The organism is Streptomyces blattellae, assembly GCF_009709555.1.
Taxonomy (GTDB): domain Bacteria; phylum Actinomycetota; class Actinomycetes; order Streptomycetales; family Streptomycetaceae; genus Streptomyces; species Streptomyces blattellae.
On sequence record NZ_WJBG01000213.1, the window covers coordinates 1 to 18,511 of the forward strand.

14 protein-coding genes and 1 pseudogene are annotated in these 18,511 nt (G+C 71.6%); 4 read left to right on the forward strand and 11 right to left on the reverse strand.

Features of this window, described 5'->3' with window-relative positions; genetic code table 11:
- Window positions 1-1,017: pseudogene (locus tag GFH49_RS28740) on the reverse strand (hypothetical protein); the annotation flags it as partial.
- A 216-nt stretch (window positions 1,018-1,233) separates the two neighbouring features.
- Window positions 1,234-2,619, reverse strand: a complete 1,386-nt coding sequence (locus GFH49_RS28745; RefSeq protein WP_155058971.1) for an NsdA family TPR-like regulatory protein — start codon at window positions 2,617-2,619, stop codon at window positions 1,234-1,236.
- 421 nt (window positions 2,620-3,040) lie between these two features.
- Here GFH49_RS28745 and GFH49_RS28750 point away from each other — a divergent pair, with 421 nt between their 5' ends.
- Window positions 3,041-3,703, forward strand: a complete 663-nt coding sequence (locus GFH49_RS28750; protein ID WP_155058972.1) for a bifunctional DNA primase/polymerase — start codon at window positions 3,041-3,043, stop codon at window positions 3,701-3,703.
- Between the two features lie 690 nt (window positions 3,704-4,393).
- Here the strand turns inward: GFH49_RS28750 and GFH49_RS28755 are convergent.
- The gene (locus tag GFH49_RS28755) at window positions 4,394-5,317 is read right to left on the reverse strand and encodes an alpha/beta fold hydrolase (RefSeq protein ID WP_155058973.1); all 924 of its coding nucleotides are present in this window, start codon (window positions 5,315-5,317) and stop codon (window positions 4,394-4,396) included.
- A gap of 655 nt (window positions 5,318-5,972) precedes the next feature.
- Window positions 5,973-6,665: an iron-dependent transcriptional repressor DtxR gene (locus tag GFH49_RS28760; RefSeq protein WP_155058974.1), complete on the reverse strand. Its 693-nt coding sequence runs from the start codon at window positions 6,663-6,665 to the stop codon at window positions 5,973-5,975.
- A gap of 411 nt (window positions 6,666-7,076) precedes the next feature.
- Here GFH49_RS28760 and GFH49_RS28765 point away from each other — a divergent pair, with 411 nt between their 5' ends.
- The gene (locus GFH49_RS28765; protein ID WP_155058975.1) at window positions 7,077-8,504 is read left to right on the forward strand and encodes a PAS domain-containing protein; all 1,428 of its coding nucleotides are present in this window, start codon (window positions 7,077-7,079) and stop codon (window positions 8,502-8,504) included.
- Between the two features lie 151 nt (window positions 8,505-8,655).
- Here GFH49_RS28765 and GFH49_RS28770 read toward each other — a convergent pair whose 3' ends face one another.
- Window positions 8,656-9,423 carry an SIS domain-containing protein gene (locus tag GFH49_RS28770; RefSeq protein ID WP_155058976.1) on the reverse strand — a complete coding sequence of 256 codons (768 nt, stop codon included), beginning with the start codon at window positions 9,421-9,423 and terminating at the stop codon, window positions 8,656-8,658.
- 213 nt (window positions 9,424-9,636) lie between these two features.
- On the opposite strand from GFH49_RS28770, the gene GFH49_RS28775 reads away from it, so the two are divergent.
- Window positions 9,637-10,203: a GNAT family N-acetyltransferase gene (locus GFH49_RS28775; protein WP_155058977.1), complete on the forward strand. Its 567-nt coding sequence runs from the start codon at window positions 9,637-9,639 to the stop codon at window positions 10,201-10,203.
- A 267-nt stretch (window positions 10,204-10,470) separates the two neighbouring features.
- Here GFH49_RS28775 and GFH49_RS28780 read toward each other — a convergent pair whose 3' ends face one another.
- On the reverse strand, window positions 10,471-11,571 hold the full coding sequence (locus tag GFH49_RS28780; protein ID WP_155058978.1) for a citrate synthase 2: 1,101 nt from the start codon (window positions 11,569-11,571) through the stop codon (window positions 10,471-10,473).
- A 295-nt stretch (window positions 11,572-11,866) separates the two neighbouring features.
- Between GFH49_RS28780 and pdxH the strand changes: the two genes are divergently transcribed.
- Window positions 11,867-12,544, forward strand: a complete 678-nt coding sequence (gene pdxH / locus GFH49_RS28785; protein ID WP_155058979.1) for a pyridoxamine 5'-phosphate oxidase — start codon at window positions 11,867-11,869, stop codon at window positions 12,542-12,544.
- Here pdxH and GFH49_RS28790 read toward each other — a convergent pair.
- The 5 genes from GFH49_RS28790 to GFH49_RS28810 form a co-directional block, all read right to left on the reverse strand.
- On the reverse strand, window positions 12,534-13,139 hold the full coding sequence (locus GFH49_RS28790; protein WP_155058980.1) for a TetR/AcrR family transcriptional regulator: 606 nt from the start codon (window positions 13,137-13,139) through the stop codon (window positions 12,534-12,536). The genes pdxH and GFH49_RS28790 overlap by 11 nt on opposite strands.
- Window positions 13,127-13,861, reverse strand: a complete 735-nt coding sequence (locus GFH49_RS28795; protein WP_155058981.1) for an enoyl-CoA hydratase family protein — start codon at window positions 13,859-13,861, stop codon at window positions 13,127-13,129. The genes GFH49_RS28790 and GFH49_RS28795 overlap by 13 nt, the downstream gene beginning before the upstream one ends.
- Window positions 13,858-15,426, reverse strand: coding sequence for a 4-coumarate--CoA ligase family protein (locus tag GFH49_RS28800; protein ID WP_155058982.1), 1,569 nt, complete (start codon window positions 15,424-15,426; stop codon window positions 13,858-13,860). Before GFH49_RS28800 ends, GFH49_RS28795 begins: the two co-directional genes overlap by 4 nt.
- Window positions 15,427-15,452: 26 nt before the next feature.
- Window positions 15,453-16,583, reverse strand: coding sequence for an acyl-CoA dehydrogenase family protein (locus tag GFH49_RS28805; protein WP_155058983.1), 1,131 nt, complete (start codon window positions 16,581-16,583; stop codon window positions 15,453-15,455).
- Window positions 16,584-16,658: 75 nt separating this feature from the next.
- Window positions 16,659-18,482 carry an acetyl/propionyl/methylcrotonyl-CoA carboxylase subunit alpha gene (locus tag GFH49_RS28810; protein WP_408055966.1) on the reverse strand — a complete coding sequence of 608 codons (1,824 nt, stop codon included), beginning with the start codon at window positions 18,480-18,482 and terminating at the stop codon, window positions 16,659-16,661.
- Window positions 18,483-18,511: the final 29 nt, after the last annotated feature.

An 18,511-nucleotide genomic window follows, 5' to 3' on the forward strand; every position in this document is an offset into this window, starting at 1 on the left:
CCCGTCCGGCGACACATGCGCAGGCGCACCCCCACCGGCAACCGGCGGTATGTACTGCGTCGCGCCGTCGTCGGCGGGCGGCAACGGTGCCCCGAAGCTCCCGGATCCGGCGGGCGGCAGAGGCGCGGAGGCACCGGAGCCGTACGCGCCCGGGGCCGGGCTGCCGTAGCCATCGGCTGCCGCCGGGGGCTGGGCGGCGGGCTGGGCAGCCCCCGCATTCCCGTACGTCTGGGCACCGGCGTGCGGCGGCAGGGGTGCGCCCGCCGCCGGAGGGCCGTAGCCGGGTGTGGGCGGCTGCCCCGTACCGGGGGAGGGGGAGGCACCGTATCCGCCCCCCGGCGCGGGCGGATGAGCGCCCTGACCGCCGTCCAAAGCCTGGCCGTTCGGCGCGTACGACGACTCGGCGGACGGCGCGTGAGGGGTGTACGACGACTCGGCGGACGGCGCGTGAGGGGTGTACGACGACTCGGCGGACGGCGCCTGCGAGGTGTACGACGGCTGCTGTGCGCCCGGCGCCTCGGGTGCCTGCGCGGGCGATGTGTACGACGACTGGGGTGCCTGCGGGGGTGGCGTGTACGACGGTTGGGGTGCGGGCTCCGGCGGCGCATACGTCGGCTGCGCACCCGATCCCGGCGGCATCTCACCGCCGTATGCCGCCTCCTGCGCCGGCTGCGGCTGGGCCGGGATCGCGTGGGCCTGGTCCGGTGTGCCCCAGGCGGCCGGCGCCGTCTGCTGGTACGGCTCCGGGGAGCCCCAGCCCTCGGCGGGGCCGGAGCCCCAGCCCTGGCCCGACGGCGGGGGCGGGGACTGGTTCTGGTCGGGGCCCCAGGGGGTGCCCCACACCTGGCCCTCGGGCGGCGCCGAGGCGGGAGTCGGCGGGACGGGGCGGCCGTACTGCGGACCGCCCTGTCCGCCCGTCATGCCCGGCAGCAGGGGCTCGCCACCGTCCGATGGCAGCACGATGCCTTCGCGCGCTTGCCGCGGCGAGGGCTCCTCGCCCTGTCCACTCTGCGTCACCGGGACTCCTACGAATGGGGGACCTTCGGAATCGTCGGTTCACGCTACCGGGTCGCCTGAGCCCGGTGCCACGCAGCACAGGACCTGACCTCCTTCCCTGTGACCGCCATAACAAAACCGGCCCCTCATCCGCTTCGTACGCCCCTCCTTACGCCCCTCCTTCACCACCGGTGCCTTCGTTTCCCACGCGCCCCATCGCGGGCGTATCCGCTTCTTTCAGGCCGCCGCCTGCAAGTCCAGCCGCGCCCCGAACTCCCGTACCACGGGCTCGTCCCGGAACGGCTCCAGCCGCTGCTGGAAGTCCTCCAGATACTCGGCGCCGCGGTTGGAGCGCAGGGTCTCCAGCAACTCCACGGCCTTCAGTCCCGTGTGCACGGCCTGTTCGACCTCGCGCTGCTGGACCTGTGCGGTGGCCAGCAGGACGTAGCCGATCGCCCGGCGCCGCGCCCGCGACTCGGGCAGCCCGGACAGGCACTCCTCCGCCCGCCGTGCCGCCGCCTCGGCCTGTCCCAGGTCACGGTGGCAGTGCGCCAACTCGTCGGCCAGATACGCCTCGTCGAAGTGCGCGATCCACGCCGGGTCGTCGCCGGAGGACGGGTCGGCCGACTCCAGCGCGCTCACCGCACGCCCCGACGCCGCATGGGCGGCCCGCGCGTCCCCCATCAACGCATGCCCCCGGGCCTCGGCCGCGTAGAACATGGCCTCCGCGCGGGGGGTCACGCGCCCCCGCGCCCCCTCCTGCGCCGCCCGCGCCAACTGGGCGATCTCCCGCGGGTTTCCGAGCTGCGCGGCGAGATGGCTCATGGACGCGGCGAGCACATACCCGCCGTACGCCCGGTCGCCCGCCGCCTGCGCGAGCCGCAGCGCCTGGATGTAGTACCGCTGGGCCAGGCCCGGTTGGCCGGTGTCGATGGCCATATAGCCCGCCAGCTCCGTCAACCGGGCCACCGCGGCGAAGAGTTCACGCCCCACGGCCTCCCGGTACGACCCCGCCAGCAGCCCGGAGACGACGCTGTTCAGGTAGTGCACGACCACCGGGCGCACATGCCCGCTGCCGTACTGGTGGTCCAGGTCGACCAGCGCCTGGGTCATGGCCTTCACGGCCGCCACGTCGGACTCCCCCACCCGCGGGCCCGCCGAGCGCGCCACCTGCGAGTCGGGCGAGGAGATCAGCCAGTCCCGGCTCGGCTCCACCAGTGCGGACGCGGCGACGGAGGAGCCGGAGAGGAAGTCCCGCCGGCCGACGTCGCTGCGCCACAGCTCACAGACCTGCTCGATGGCTCCCAGTACCGTCGGCGAGAACTGGAGGCCGACGCCCGAGGCGAGGTTCTTGCCGTTGGCCATGCCGATCTCGTCGATCGTGACCGCGCGGCCCAGCTTGCGGCCCAGCGCCTCGGCGATGATCGCCGGAGCGCGTCCGCGTGGCTGCTGTCCGCGCAGCCAGCGGGCGACGGACGTCTTGTCGTAGCGCAGGTCGAGGCCGTGCTCGGCGCCGCACATGTTCACTCGGCGGGCCAGCCCGGCGTTCGAGCAACCCGCTTCCTGGATGAGCGCCTGCAGCCGTTCGTTCGGCTGCCGCGCGACGAGAGGCCTTGCGGCCATGGCGTACCCCCTGTGGCTGCGGTGCCTGCCCACGCACCGAGTTGATGTGTCTTCCCCGGCCGGGCGCCTCCCGATGAGCGAAAGGATCCGGCCGTGAAGATCAATGCCCCACGGTCATGACGAAAATGCGAGGCTTACGAGGATTGCCGGGGTAAAGGCGGAAGCCGACCCCACTCGTGGCTACCCCGCTGCGGCCAGGGATCCTCCTGCGCGCCCCCGCACATGCACCCATGCGCCCCAGTTGGGAAATCGATGCTCCTCCCCCGCGCGCGGGTCCTGTCGCCGGACTGGCTCCGTCCGCCCGGAGGGCGGGCCTCGCAGAAGTCGGTGCACAAGTCGGTGCACAAGTCGGTGCACAAGTCGGTGCAGAAGTCGGTCCGACGACAGGACCTGGCCGTAACCGGAGTTGGGTGCGGGAGTTGTGATGAGCGTGGAAGAGACGATCGCGAGCACCGAAGCCGCCCAGATTCCGAAGCAGCGCGGGGAATCGCTGCTGGAGACCGCCGTTCGCTACGCCGAGGAGCGCCATTGGGACGTCTTCCCGGGCACCTGGCTGGAAGCCGTCGACGGGGTGCAGCGCTGCTCGTGCGGCGACGTCGCGTGCGCCGCGCCCGGCGCGCACCCGACACGGCCGGACTGGGCGACGCAGGCCACGGGCAGTGCGACCGTCGCGCGCCGGATGTGGCAGAAGCAGTCGACGTCGTCGATTCTGCTGCCGACGGGGCGCACCTTCGACGCGATTTCCGTTCCGGAGACCGCGGGGTTCCTGGCGCTGGCCCGGATGGAGCGGATGGAGCTGACGCTCGGGCCGGTGACGCTGACTCCGGATCGGCGAATGGAGTTCTTCGTGCTGCCGGGCGCCGCGGTGAAGGTGCCCGACCTGGTGCGCAAGCTGGGCTGGGCGGTCGCCTCGCTGGATCTCGTGGCGCTCGGGGAGGGTGGATGGGTGGCCGCGCCTCCCACCCGGTTCGGGTCTCGCGGAGCCGTGCAGTGGGCCTGCCGCCCCACGCCGGCGAATCGATGGCTGCCGGATGCGGAGGAGTTGATCTCGCCGCTCGCCTATGCGTGCGGGCGGGACCGGTAGGCCGGCGGCTGCGGGTCGTCCGTGGCTGCTCGGGCCCATGCGGAGGAGCCGCACATCGATGCAGCCCCGCGCCTCTGAAGGGCGCTACCGCACTCTTGTCCAGTGCTCCACCCTTCAGGGCGGAGGTGTAGGACATCTTGACCCCCGCGGCCCGGAAAGGCGCAGCGCACTGCTGAAGCCGCCTTGTCCGACAACGTAGTTGGGCGACCTACCGCCGGACGGGCGGAAAGTGACGCCTGTGGAGGCCGTGTAAGACCGATCTCCCCGGAGACCGGCAGGCGTCTGTGAAGCAGGAACCCGTGGTGGTACCGCGAAGCGGTACGGACCGGAATCTCCAGCCTCGGGCTGGAGAGGGCGTCAATCGCGCCGAGAGTTCTGCCGTGACGCCCGCCGCGGGGGTGGTGCGGGCAGGACCACGCCCTTCTCGGGAGTCCCGCAGGAGGGCCTGGCGGCGGTGGGCAAGGGCTGAGGGGACCGCGGCAAGGGCGGGCGCGGCTTGGACAGCGTCCTCAGGGGGCGGGGGGTGGCTCCGCCGCGATGGGGGTCCCCCGGGTTCGAGCGAAGCCGCGAACTCGGGGGAGCGACCAGCCAAGCACCGCTCGCAGTCGCCGACGCGGGCAACCCGGCGGACGAGAAGCCGCTCGAAACTCACAGCGCGTTACTCACAGCGCGTTACTCACAGCGCGTTACTCACAGCGCGTTCAAGAACGGCTCGATCGCCGCACGCCACCCCTCCGGCTGGTCATAGTGGACGAGGTGCCCCGCATCGGCGATCTCCGCATACTCGCCGAGAGGCAACACGCGCACCATCTCCTGAGCCTCCGCGCGGCCGAGCTCCCCGTCGAGCCCACGGACGACAAGGGCCGGGCACCGCACCTGAGCCAGCTCCTCCCAGTGCGCGTCATACACCCACGTCGCCCGGGACTTGAGCATCTGGCCGGGTTCGAAGACGGGCCGCCAGCCGTCGGACGCCTCATGCATCGCCTCGGCGTAGAACTCGCCGCGGGACGGATTGGGCCGCTCCACCCAGGGGTCGTCCTCACCGAACCACTTGCGGACATCGGCGAGCGTGGCGAACGGCACGGGCCAGGACTTGAACCACTGGTCCCACTCCCGCTGCGAGGCCGAGCCGAGCGCGGAGGCCCGCATATCGCAGATGATCACTCCGCGGACCAGATCGGGGCGCTTGGCGGCGAGCTGCCAGGCGGTCAGTCCGCCCATGGCGTGGCCGATGAGGACGGCCGGCCCGAGGCCGAGTTGTTCGATGGCGGCCTCGGCGTCCTCGACGTATGCCTCGCGGGTGAAGGAGGCCTGTGGGGGCTTGTCACTCTGGCCGTGGCCGCGCTGGTCGAGCGCTACGGCGCGATGGCGTCCGGAGAGCCAGCGGGCGGTGGAGGCCCAGTGCGAGGCGCGGCCCATCAGGCCGTGCAGTAACAGCACGCCGGACATGCGGTCCTGTTCGCCGGGGCCGGGCGGCTGGCCCGTCGCGGGGTGTGGTGCTTGGCCGGTGTGCCCGCTCGTGTCCCGCGCCGGGTCGGGCTTGGGAGGGTCGCCGAACTCCCAGGCCGCCAGGCGTACGCCGTCCGCCCCGGTCACATCGATGCGTCGCGCCATGGATCCTGGCACCCCCCTAGCTCCGCTCGGACCGCTCGCTCCCGCTTGAGCCGACCGGTCCTGTGAACCGTGTCCTGCCTGCCGTGGTACCGATCTCTGCCGGGGCCCACCGGGGCCCTCGCTCGTCTGCCGACACGATGCCGCGCCTACTGGTGAAGCGCAGGTTCCGCATGCCGTGTCACCCTCAGGCTATCGAATACACATTCGAAGATGCGGGGTCTGCCGGTAACACCCCTCGTACGAGTGACCTCGGTCAGGGATTGACCGCCCGCGGCGAGGGGAGATCTTCTGCGGGAGGCGGACCGCTCGGGGAAAACGGTCCGAGGGGAATGACCCTGAGAGCTCGGGGCTCCGGGTCAGCACAGGGGAGGACAGGCCCCGGCGCCACACGGCGCCGGGGCCCTCTCCACGTCTACGCCCACTTCTCCTTCTACGGCACATCCTCCCGCCCCTCCCCGGCCGGACGACATCGCTGTCGCTTGTCGCTGTCGCACCACGGCCAAGAGCCCCTCAGGTCATATGCCTCATGCGACAGCCTCGCACGTGAACCGTCCGCGCGCTGCGATTCGGCTCAGTGAATCCTGGAACCGGCAAGATCACCGCGGCCCCGCGGACCGCCTCTCCACCCCCGGCAGGCGACCGCACCCGGCGCCGGTCAGCGCTTGGCGACGAACACGTGGGAGGCGACGTCCGACTCCAGCTCGGCCGCCTCGCCGCCGCTGCCCACCAGCACCCCGCCGGCCGCCTCCGTCACGCTCACCACCGACCCGGGCTGCACGCCCGCGCGACGCAGCGTGTACATCAGCTGCGCGTCCGTCTGGATCGGCTCGCCGATACGGCGCACGACGACCGTCTTGCCCTCCATCCCCGGATCCAGGTCGGCCAGCGACACCATGCCCTCGTCCAGGAACGGATCGGCGCCGTCCTTCTCGCCCAGCTCCTCCAGGCCCGGGATCGGGTTGCCGTACGGCGACTCGGTGGGGTGGCGCAGCAGTTCGAGCACCCGGCGCTCCACGGCCTCGCTCATCACGTGCTCCCAGCGACACGCCTCGGCGTGCACCTGCTCCCACTCCAGCCCGATCACATCGACGAGCAGGCACTCCGCGAGGCGGTGCTTGCGCATCACGCGCGTCGCCAGCCGGCGGCCCTCGTCCGTGAGCTCCAGGTGCCGGTCGCTGGCGACGGACACCAGTCCGTCCCGCTCCATCCGCGCCACGGTCTGGCTGACCGTCGGCCCGCTCTGGTCGAGCCGCTCGGCGATCCGGGCGCGCATGGGGACCACACCTTCCTCCTCCAGCTCCAGGATGGTGCGGAGATACATCTCCGTGGTGTCGATCAGTCCGGACATACGTGCCCCTCGATTAGCTTGCCGATTCCGCCGAAAGCACCAGGCTTCACGGCGCGTGCGCTGGCCCTGATTTCAATTCTGCCGGATACCACTGACAAGCGTGCCGTGCCGGTGAAACCAGGGGGTTGCGGCGGCGTATCCGGTGGGCTGACAAGCGTGCCAGGACGGTGATCTCGGCACTCGACGCGGCGACATCCGGTCGCATACCGTTCGGTAGTGGATGTGCGCTGCGCGCGGGTCCAGCTCGCGGCTGCCGGACGGTGAGGAGAGGTTCACGCCGAGTTTCCGGCGTGCAACGATTCTCTCAATCTTGCGGGAACTCGATGTGTGCTGCGTCACGTTCGAGTTGAATGATTGTTAGTGAGCGAACCGACGTGCCGTACGTGCGGACACAGCCTGCAGGGGGTCCAGGTGAGTGCTTCCCGGCGTAGTGGGACCACCGACGAGCTGGGGCCGGACGAGCCCGAACGGGACGGTCCGGAGGGCTCGGGCGGTTCCGATCTGCTGGCTGCGCTGCTCGACGGCATGGACGCGGCCCTGTGCGCCTTCGATGCCGACGGTGTCGTCACGCACTGGAACCGCGAGGCCGAGCGGATTCTCGGGTGGACCGCGGGCGAGGCGGTGGGCCGGCACGGGTTCGCCGGGTGGGCTGTACGGACGGCGGACGCGGAAGAGGTCGAGTCCCGGCTGATGGCCACCATGCACGCGCCGGGACGCCAGGTCCATGAGTTCGCGCTGCTCACCAAGGACGGCGGCCGGGTCCTCGTACGGACCCAGTCCGCGGCCGTCCGCGGCCCCGACGGAAAGCCCGCCGGACTGTACTGCGCCTTCAGCGAGGTGCACACGCAGATCGATCTCGAACGGTCCATCGCGCTGAGCGAGGCCCTCTTCGACGACGCGAGCTGGGGCGTCGTCCTCGTCGACGTCGACCTGCGGCCCGCCGTCGTGAACGCGCACGCGGCTCGCGCGCTGGGCATCGGGCGTACGTCGGTGCTCGGCAGACCGGTCGGTGAACTGCTCTCCCAAGGCGTCGAGGAGCTGGAGAGCGCCCTCACCCATGTGCTCGCCGAGGGCACGCCGCCCGCGCCCGCCGAGATCTGGGTCGGGGTACGCACGCCGGAGGGCGAGAAGCGGCGCTGCTGGCGCTGCGGCTTCGTACGGCTGGCCTCCCCGCTCGCCGAGGAACCGGTGCCGCTCGGCGTCGGCTGGCTGTTCAACGACGTCACGGAGGCCAAGCAGGCCGAGCAGGAGGCGGCGCTGCTGCGGTTCCGCACCAATCAGCTGCACCGTGCCGGGCGGGCCGCCGCGGAGTGCGAGGACCCGGCCGAGGCCGCCACCGTCCACCTGGACTTCGCGCTCGCCGGGTTCGCCGACCACGCGCTGATCGACCGCGCGGCGGGCGGCGCGATCACCGACGCGGAGGCCGCCGAGCCGGTACGGCTGGTGCGTATCGCCGCCACACCCGCGGGCACCCCCGGGCCGAGCCTGGTCACCGGCCAGGCCGGGCTGCCGGTCCGCTACGGCGAGGGACACCCCGCGTTGCAGTGCGTGGGGCGGGCCGGGTCCGTGCGGGCCAGCATCGGATCGGTACCGCCCGAGCAGGCGCGCGCATGGGCGCGGGCCCGCCAGTGGCCGCCGGACGCCGTGCACGCGCTGTGCGCGGTGCTGCGCAGCCGGGGGCGGACGCTGGGCGTCGTGACGTTTCTGCGCGGGGGCGGGCGCAGCGCGTTCGAACGGCCCGACGCGGCGTACGCGGAGGATGTCGCCGTACGGATCGCGGCGGCGCTGGATCTGGCGGGGACGGTACGCGGGGACTGGCCGCCGGGGACTTCCGCCTAGTCAGGCCGCCGGGGGGCGATGTGCGGCCTGCGCCCCGTGCGCGCCGCCGGGCGATGTGCGGCCTGCGCCCCGTGCGCGCGACCGGCCACGACGGCCCCGGCACGATCGACTCCGGCTCGACTCCGGCTCGACTCCGGCTCCAGCGGCGCGTTCAGCGGCCTGTTCGGTGGCAATAGAAGATCCGGTCCCCGTACTCCGCCATCACACGGCCGTTCCAGTCGTGGCCACCGTCGACGTTGCCGGAGCGCAGCAGAGGCGGTTCGACGCCGCGGGCGGCCAGGGCGGCGGCCGTTTCGGCCATGACCGCCTGGAGCAGGGCCGATGTGACGACCGTGGAGGCCGGGGCGAAGGGCGCCGGGACGGTGTCGAGGGTGAGTTCCGCGTCACCGACCGCGATCTTCGAGTCGAGGACGATGTCGCAGTGGTCCTTCAGATACGTCCCCGAGGAGTGCCGGGACGTCGTCTCCGACGCGTACGCCACCGAGGTCACGCCGATCACCTTCACGCCCAGGGCACGGGCGCTCATGGCCATCTCCACGGGCAGCGCGTTGCGCCCCGACAGCGAGATGATCACCAGGGCGTCGCCCTCGCGGACCGGGGACGTGTCGAGCACGGCGCTCGCGAGACCGCCGACCCGTTCCAGGGCGGAGCCGAGTGTGGCCGGAACGACATCGACTCCTACGACCCCGGGAACGGCCAGCAGGTTCATCAGCGCGAGGCCGCCGGCGCGGTAGACGACGTCCTGCGCGGCCAGCGAGGAGTGGCCGGCGCCGAAGGCGAACAGACGGCCACCGCAGACGACGGTGTCCGCGAGGAGCGACCCGGCCGCCGTGATCGCCTCGCCCTCCTCGTCCCGTACGCGTTGCAGCAGCCCGATCGCGGCATCGAAGAACTGACCGGACAGCTTGCTGTCGCTCATACGAGGTCCCTTCGGGCACGGACGTGGTGGCGTGCGCGGCGATGTGTCGCGGATCACGGTGCGGTCTGGACCAGTGCGGTGTCAATACGGCCGTTGCCGTGTGACGGTGCGTGTTGTGCTGGGTGGGTTGCGCGGTCCGGCGCCGCGTGACACTGCCCTTGCTTGGGGGGCGGACGGCGCCCATCGGCACGACTGCCCTGGGAGGGAGCCTCCATGCGAGCCGCGGTGATTCGACAGGCACGGCCTGATGACGCTTCAGCGGTCGCCGGCGTCCACGTGCGCTCCTTCCGGGTGGCCTTTGCCGGTGTGGTCCCGCAGGACTACCTCGACGCCATGGACCCGAGCCGTAAAGAGTCCGGCTGGCGGGCCGGCATCGCGGAGACGCAGTGGCCGCAGTCGGGAGTACTGGTGGCCGAGACCGAGGCGGGGATCGTCGGGTTCGCAGGCTTCGGCCCGTCCCAGGAGACCTCTTCCATCGCGGAAATCGGCTCGCTCTACACGCTGCCCGAGGTCTGGGGCACCGGCGTCGGAAAGCAGTTGATGCTGGTCACGCTGACGACTCTCGGCCAGGCCGACTACGCGCAGGCCACGTTGTGGGTCCTGGAAGCCAATCAGCGCGCGCGGCGCTTCTACGAGTCCGTCGGCTGGCATGCGGATGGCGCGGTCGTGGAGGACGCAACTGGCGGGGTCGCCCTGGACAAGTTGCGTTACCGGCGCGCGCTCGGTCGGCCCGGCCGGGGCCGGTGCCGTCAACATCTCGGAAAACCGGTTGATCCGTGACCAACGGCTTCTTAGTGTGGCTGCTACTTCGGAGAGGAGGTGGTTCGGCAGATGTATGCATACCGGACGGAAGAGGTGGCTGCGGGCTAGCGGCCCGTCACCACACCCAGTGCGGTGCCGGGCCGGCGTGTGAGAAGCACGCAGCCGGCCCAATCCAACGCAGTCACCCGACCCGCGAGCTCGCCGGTACGTCCGGCCGGCTCCCCCGCCGTGAGGCGGAGGGACCAGAGCTCGCGGGTCGTCTGCGTGCGGGGGCTATGCGGAGACTCAGTGCGCCATGTCGCCGTAGCCCTCGATCTCCCGCGGGTCTCGGGAACCCGGGCCGATGTAGCGGGCGGAGGGGCGGACCAGGCGGCCGGTGCGCTTCTGTTCGAGGATGTGGGCGGACCAGCCGGCCGTGCGGGCGCAGGTGAACATGGATGTGAACATGTGGGCCGGGACCTCGGCGAAGTCCAGGACGATGGCGGCCCAGAATTCGACATTGGTGGCGAGGACGCGGTCGGGGCGGCGGGCGTGCAACTCCGCCAGGGCGGCCTTCTCCAGCGCCTCCGCCACCTCGAAACGCGGGGCGCCCAGTTCGCGGGCGGTACGGCGGAGCACGCGCGCGCGGGGGTCTTCCGCGCGGTAGACGCGGTGGCCGAAGCCCATGAGGCGTTCGCCCTTGTCGAGGGCGTGTTTGACGTAGGCCTCGGCGTCGCCGGTGCGCTCGATCTCCTCGATCATGCCGAGCACGCGGGAGGGGGCGCCGCCGTGCAGGGGGCCGGACATGGCTCCAACGGCGCCGGAGAGGGCGGCGGCCACGTCCGCGCCGGTGGAGGCGATGACGCGGGCAGTGAAGGTGGAGGCGTTCATGCCGTGTTCCGCCGCGCTGGTCCAGTACGCGTCGACCGCCGCCACATGCTTGGGGTCGGGCTCGCCGCGCCAGCGGATCATGAAGCGTTCGACGACGGACTGCGCCTTGTCGATCTCCCGCTGGGGGACCATGGGCCGGCCCTGGCCGCGGGCGGACTGGGCGACGTAGGACAGGGCCATGACGGCGGCGCGGGCGAGGTCCTCGCGGGCCTGGGCGGAGTCGATGTCGAGCAGCGGCTTCAGGCCCCATACGGGGGCGAGCATGGCCAGTGCCGACTGGACGTCGACGCGGATGTCGCCGGAGTGCACGGGGATCGGGAACGGTTCGGCGGGCGGCAGGCCGGGGTTGAAGGCGCCGTCGACGAGCAGGCCCCAGACGTTGCCGAACGAGACGTGGCCGACCAGGTCCTCGATGTCGACGCCTCGGTACCGGAGTGCGCCGCCTTCCTTATCCGGTTCGGCGATCTCCGTCTCGAACGCGACGACTCCTTCGAGTCCGGGTACGAAGTCGGACATCAGGCGGCTCCTCGTGATGTGTGCGACGGGTGGCGTGTGTGGTGTGCCGTGTGCCGTGTGCCGTTGGTTCGTGGTGGTGTTCCGCCCGGTGGATCCGCGGTCGGTGCGCTGCGAGACTCGCGGTCCTGGGCGTTTTCCCTGTGATGCCCTGTGCGGCCGGCGGTCACCCAACCGGAACGACATCTGAACGATATCTCCGAGTGCCACCCTTGGGGAGGGTTCGCGGCACTCAGTGCCACTCAGTGATGAAGGACACCATGCCGAACGGCGCGCGCGGATACGGCAAGATGACCGCGTGAACGATCGTGACGCCGTGTCCGCCGTCCCCCTCGATCCCGCGTCGATGCGCAAGCAGTACCGGGCCGAGGGTCTGGCCGAGTCCGATCTGGCCGCCACGCCGGTGGCACAGTTCGCGCGCTGGTTCAAGCAGGCCGCGACGCAGGCCCATCTCTTCGAGCCGAACGCGATGGTCGTTTCGACGGCGGACGGCGAGGGGCGGCCCAGCTCTCGTACGGTGCTGTTGAAGCAGTTCGACGAGCAGGGTTTCGTCTTCTACACCAATTACGACTCCCGCAAGGGCCGTGACCTGTCCGAGAACCCGTATGTGTCGCTGCTGTTCCCCTGGCATCCGATGGCCCGGCAGGTCATCGTCTGCGGGGTGGCGCGGCGCACCGGCCGTGACGAGACGGCCGCCTATTTCCGTTCCCGGCCGCACGGTTCGCAGCTCGGGGCGTGGGCCAGCGCCCAGTCCTCGGTGATCGCCACGCGTGCCGATCTCGACGCGTCCTACGCCGAGTTGGCGGCCCGCTATCCGGAGGGCGAGCAGGTGCCGGTGCCTCCGCACTGGGGTGGTTTCCGGGTGGCTCCGCAGTCGGTGGAGTTCTGGCAGGGGCGCGAGAACCGGCTGCATGACCGGTTGCGGTATGTGGCGGAGGCCGACGGGAGCTGGCGGGTGGAGCGGCTCAGTCCGTGAGCACCTCCTCCAGTAGTACGGCCCACTGGGCGACCACTCGTTCCCGGCGCGGGCGGTCGTCGGTGAGCAGGTTGGCCAGGCCCAGGCCGCGAGCCATGTCCAGCAGCCCCTGAACCGTCTCCCGTACGCCGGCGCGCGACTCGTCCGCGTCGAGCAGTTCGATCGCGATGTGGTGGGTCTCGCGGCCGACGCGGGCTTCGAGTTCGGTGACGCGGGGGCGCAGCTGCTCTTCGTTGGACGCGGCGACCCACAGGTGGAGGGCGGCGCGGAACAGGGGACCGGTGTAGAGGTCGACCAAGGCTGCCACCACCGCGCGCCGGTCGCCCGCCGCGCCCTGCGGGAACAGCGCCCGCAGCGCCGTCGAGCGCTCCTCGGCGACGTACTCCACCGCCGCCGTGAAGAGGTCCTCGCGGGTCGGGAAGTGGTGCTGGGCGGCGCCGCGGGAGACGCCGGCGCGTTCGGCGACGACCGAGACGGTGGAGCCTGCCCAGCCGTGCTCGGCGAGGCAGGACACGGCGGCTTCGAGGAGCCGTCGCCGGGTGGCCCGGCTGCGGTCCTGCTTGGGTGCGCGGTCGACCGTGCTCACAGCGCCCATGGAGGTTCCCGTCGTTCCAGGAAGGCCGTCATGCCCTCGCGGGCGTCCGCGGAGGCGAACAGCCGGGCGGAGAGCGCGGTCAGGTCGGCCGCGTCCCGGTCGAAGGCCTCCAGCACCCTGGCCGTGAGCAGCCGTTTCGTCTCGGCCAGGGACTGTGGGGAGGCCCGGCGCAGGCCGTCGAGGACGGGTTCGAGTACGGCGTCGACGTCGTCGCCGGAAGCGGTCAGCAGGCCGATTCGGGCCGCCTCGGCCGCGTCGAAGCGCTCGCCGGTGAGGCAGTAGCGGGACAGGGCGCGCGGATCGGTCCGGGGCAGCAGCGGGAGGGTGATGGCGGCGGGGGCCACGCCGATCCGTACCTCGGTGAAGGCGAAGGTCGCCCCGGTCGACGCGGCGGCGATGTCGCAGGAGCCGAGCAGTCCGAGGCCGCCCGCGCGGACGTGTCCGGTGACGCGGGCGACGACCGGTTTGGGCAGTCCGACGATCTGCCGGAGGAGGCCGACGAGGGCATCCGGGGGCGGTGGGTCGCGCAGGTCGGCGCCTGCGCTGAAGGTGTTGCCGGTGTGAGTGAGGACGACGGCGCGAATGTCGCCGTCCTTGCCGCAGTCGGTGAGCGCGTCGGCGAGTTCGCCGACGAGGGCCGCCGACAGGGCGTTGCGGTTGTGCGGGGAATCGAGGCCGATCGTTTCGACGCCACGCGCGCGCGTACGGCTGATCAACGTCACGTGCGCTCCCTGAGTTCCCGGCGCAGGATCTTGCCGGTGGCGGCCCGTGGCACGCCGTCGATGAAGGTGACCTGCCGGACGCGCTTGTAGGGGGCGACGCGTTCGGCGACGTACATCATGACCTCTCCTTCGGAGAGGTCGGTGGCGGTGGGCCGGCGGACCACGTAGGCGTGCGGGACTTCGCTGCCGTCGTCGTTGAGGGCGCCGATGACGGCGGCGTCGGCGATGCCGGGGTGGGTGAGCAGGAGGGCCTCCAGTTCGGCGGGGGCGACCTGGAAGCCCTTGTACTTGATCAGTTCCTTGACGCGGTCGACGACGAACAGCCAGCCGTCGGCGTCGGCATGGCCGACGTCGCCGGTGTGCAGCCAGCCGTCGGGGTCGATCATCGCGGCGGTGGCGTCGGGGCGGCCCAGGTAGCCCTTCATGATCTGGGGTCCGCGGATGAGGATCTCGCCGGGTTCGCCGACGCCGAGGTCCTTGGCGGGGTCGTCGAGGGAGACGATGCGCATCTCGGTGCCGCCTATGAGCTTGCCGACGGTGCCGGGGGGCGCGTCGTGCATGGCGCTCAGGGGGACGACATGGCTGCCGGGCGACAGTTCCGTCATGCCGTAGGCCTGGCCGATCGGCGGCAGGTTCAGGCGCTGGGAGCAGGCCGCGGCGAGCTGGGCGTCGAGCGGGGCGGCGGAGCTGATGAGGTACTTCAGGGACGACAGGTCGTACTCGGCGACGAGCGGGTGCTTGGCGAGGGCGAGGACGATCGGCGGGGCGACGTACAGGCCGGTGATGCGGTGGTTCTGGATGGCGGCGAGGAAGGTCTCCAGGTCGAAGCGCGGCAGGACGACGACGGTGGCGCCGATCCGCAGGGGCCCGTTCATCAGCGCGGTGAGCCCGTAGATGTGGAAGAAGGGCAGGACGGCGAGGATGCGGTCGCCGGGGCCCGCGGCGATGGCGGGTTCGAGCTGGGCGAGATTGGTGGCGATCTGGCGGTGCGTGAGCATCACGCCCTTGGGGATGCCGGTGGTGCCCGAGGAGTACGGGAGGGCCGCGACGTCCGCTGCGGGGTCGATGTCGACCTGCGGTTCGGGGGCGGTCGAGGCGAGCATGTCGATGAGGGAGCGGTGCCCGGGCGCGCTGTCGCAGACGAAGATCTCCTCGACGCCGCCGGCCAGTTCGGCGGCCCTGCGGGCGGTCTCCAGCAGCGGCGAGACGGTGACGATCCAGCGGGCGGCCGAGTCCCGCAGCTGCTTGGCGAACTCCTCGGCGGTGGACAGCGGGTGCACGGTCGTGACGGACGCCCCCGCGCGCGTGGCGGCGTAGAAGGCGGTCGGGAAGGCGAGGGTGTTCGGGCTGTGCAGGGCGAGCACATCGCCCTTGCGGACTCCCGCCTCGGCCAGCGCGGCCGCGACACGCCGGTGGAACTGGTCCACCTGCGCATACGTGAGGGTCATGCCGTTGGTGCCGTCGATCAGCGCGGGCGTGTCACCGAACTCGGCGGCCCGGCCCAGCACGGCGTCGTGGATGGGCAGTTCGACGGGCGGGACGTCTGCGTACTCGCTACGGAACACGGTTCCTCCAAGACGGCGAGGGGCCCTCAGTACGACTTGGGCAGGCCCAGGGTCTGGTGGGAGACGTAGTTGAGAATCATCTCCCGGCTCACTGGAGCAATACGGGACACGCGGGCGGCGGTTATCAGCGAAGCGAGGCCGAATTCCCGGGTGAGGCCGTTTCCGCCGAGGGTGTGCACGGCTTGGTCGACGGCTTTCACGCACGCCTCCCCGGCCGCGTATTTCGCCATGTTGGCGGCTTCTCCCGCGCCGGCGTCGTCTCCGGCGTCGTAGAGGCAGGCCGCCTTCTGCATCATCAGGCGGGCGAGTTCGAGTTCGATGTGCGACTGGGCGAGGGGGTGCGCGATCGCCTGGTGGGCGCCGATGGGGGCCTTCCAGACGGTGCGCTCGCACGCGTAGGCGACGGCTCGGTCGAGGGCGTACCGGCCCATGCCGATCGCGAAGGCGGCCGTCATGATGCGTTCGGGGTTGAGACCGGCGAAGAGCTGGAGGAGCCCCGCGTCCTCGTCGCCGACGAGGGCGTCGGCGGGGAGCCGTACGTCGTCGAGGGTCAGCTCGAACTGCTTCTCGGCGGCGTTGAGTTCCATGTCGATCTGGCGCCGCGCGAAGCCTTCGGCGTCTGCCGGGACGATGAACAGGCAGGGTTTGAGGCTGCCGGTGCGGGCGTCTTCGGTGCGGCCGACGATGAGGGTGGCGTCGGCGATGTCGACGCCGGAGATGAAGACCTTGCGGCCGGTGAGCAGCCAGTCGGTGCCGTCTTTGCGTGCCGTGGTGGTGATGCGGTGGCTGTTGGAGCCGGCGTCGGGTTCGGTGATGCCGAAGGCCATGGTGCGTTTGCCTTCGGCGAGGGCGGGGAGCCATTCGCGTTTCTGGGCCTCGGTGCCGAAGCGGGCGATGACCGTGCCGCAGATCGCCGGGGAGACGATCATCATGAGGAGGGGGCAGCCGGCGGCGCCGAGTTCTTCGAGGACGATGGAGAGTTCGGCTGTGCCGCCGCCTCCGCCGCCGTGTTCCTCGGGGAGGTTGACGCCGAGGTAGCCGAGTTTCGCGGCCTCCGACCAGAGGTCTTCTCGGACGAAGTCGCGGCCGTGGCGTTTGCCGAGTGCGGCGACAGCCGCTCGGAGGGCTTTGTGTTCTTCGGTTTCGACAGTGGTCATGTCACTCCTTCGTCGATGGCTGGTCGCGCTCACACGGCGGAGCCGCATATCGATATCGATACGGCCCCCGCCCCTTCAGGTTTCTTCCACCACCGCCAGCAATTGGCCGACCGTCACCTGTTGTCCAGGTACTGCGTCCAAGGCGCTCAGCGTCCCTGTGACCGGCGCGGACACGCGGTGCTCCATCTTCATCGCCTCCAGCCACACAAGCGGCTCTCCGGCCCGTACAGCCGCTCCTACGGCCGCCCCCTCGGCGATCCGCACCACCGTGCCCGGCATCGGTGCGAGCAGGGACCCCGGCGGGTGCTGGGGCGTCGGGTCGGGGAAGCGGGGCAGGGCCTTGAGGGCGGTGGCACCGACGAAGATCTCGTCGCCGTACCGGGCCACCTCGAACTTGCGCTGTACGCCGTCCACTTCGAGTACGACCAGCCGGGCGTCGGCGCGGACGACCCGCACGCCGTCCGCGGCCAGGCCCGTCCTGGTGTGCCGGTAGCGGACCTCGTGTTCCTCGCCTGCCGTCTCGTAGCGCTTGGTCTGGGGCTGGGACGGGACGTTGCGGAAGCCGCCGAAGCGGGAGCGGGCGTGGGTGTCGGCCAGGGCCGCGGCGAGGGGGGCGTAGGGGTCGGGGGCGGGGGCGGTGAGTTCGGTGAGGTGGCGGTCGTAGAAGCCGGTGTCCATGCGGGCGGTGGTGAACTCCTTGTGCCGCAGGGAGCGGACGAGGAGGTCGCGGTTGGTGGGCGGGCCGTGGACGGCGGCGCGTTCGAGGGCGCCGGCGAGTCTGCGGACGGCCTCCGCGCGTGTGGGGGCGTGGGCGACGGCCTTGGCGAGCATGGGGTCGTAGTGGACGCCGATGTTGTCGCCGTCGGCGTAGCCGGTGTCCAGGCGGATGCCGTCGGGGACGGCGAGATGGTGCAGGGTGCCGGTCTGCGGGGCCCAGTCGCGGGCCGGGTCCTCGGCGTAGAGGCGGGCCTCGACGGCGTGGCCACGCGCGCGTGGGGGGTCGGTGTCGAGGGCGTGGCCTTCGGCGACGCGGAGTTGGAGGGCGACGAGGTCGATGCCGTACACGGCTTCCGTGACGGGGTGTTCGACCTGGAGGCGCGTGTTCATCTCCAGGAAGTGCGGTGTGTCACCGGCGACGAGGAACTCGACGGTGCCGGCGCCCGTGTAGCCGACGGCGCGGGCGGCGCGTACGGCCATCTCGTACAGGGAGTTGGTCAGTTCGGGTTTCAGACCCGGTGCGGGGGCCTCTTCGACGACCTTCTGGTGGCGCCGCTGGAGGGAGCAGTCCCGGGTGCCGAGCGCCCACACCGTGCCGTGCGCGTCGGCGAGGATCTGCACCTCGACGTGGCGGCCGTCCTCCACGTAGGGCTCGATGAAGACCTCGCCGTCACCGAAGGCGCTGTGGGCCTCGGCGCGGGCCCCTTCGAGTGCCGCGGGCAGGTCCGCGAGGCGGCGGACCACTCGCATCCCGCGGCCCCCGCCGCCCGCCGCCGCCTTCACCAGCACCGGCAGGTCCGCCTCGGTGACCTCGCGCAGGGGCTCGATGCCCATCAGCTCCTTGGCGCGTGTCTTGGACGCCATGGCCTCGATCGCTTCCGGGGGCGGGCCGATCCAGGTGAGGCCCGCGTCGATGACCGCGCGGGCGAAGCCGGCGTTCTCGGAGAGGAAGCCGTAGCCGGGGTGCACGGCGTCCGCGCCGGCCGCGAGCGCCGCATGCACGATTCTGTCGCCGCGCAGATACGTGTCGGAGGGCGCCGCCCCCGGCAGCCGTACCGCCGTGTCGGCCACGCGCGCGTGGAGGGCGTTTTCGTCGGCGTCCGAGTGCACGGCGACCGTCCGGATTCCCCACGCACGGCAGGTGCGGAAGACCCGGCAGGCGATCTCGCCCCGGTTGGCCATCAGGAGGGTTCTGATCACGAGGAGTGCAT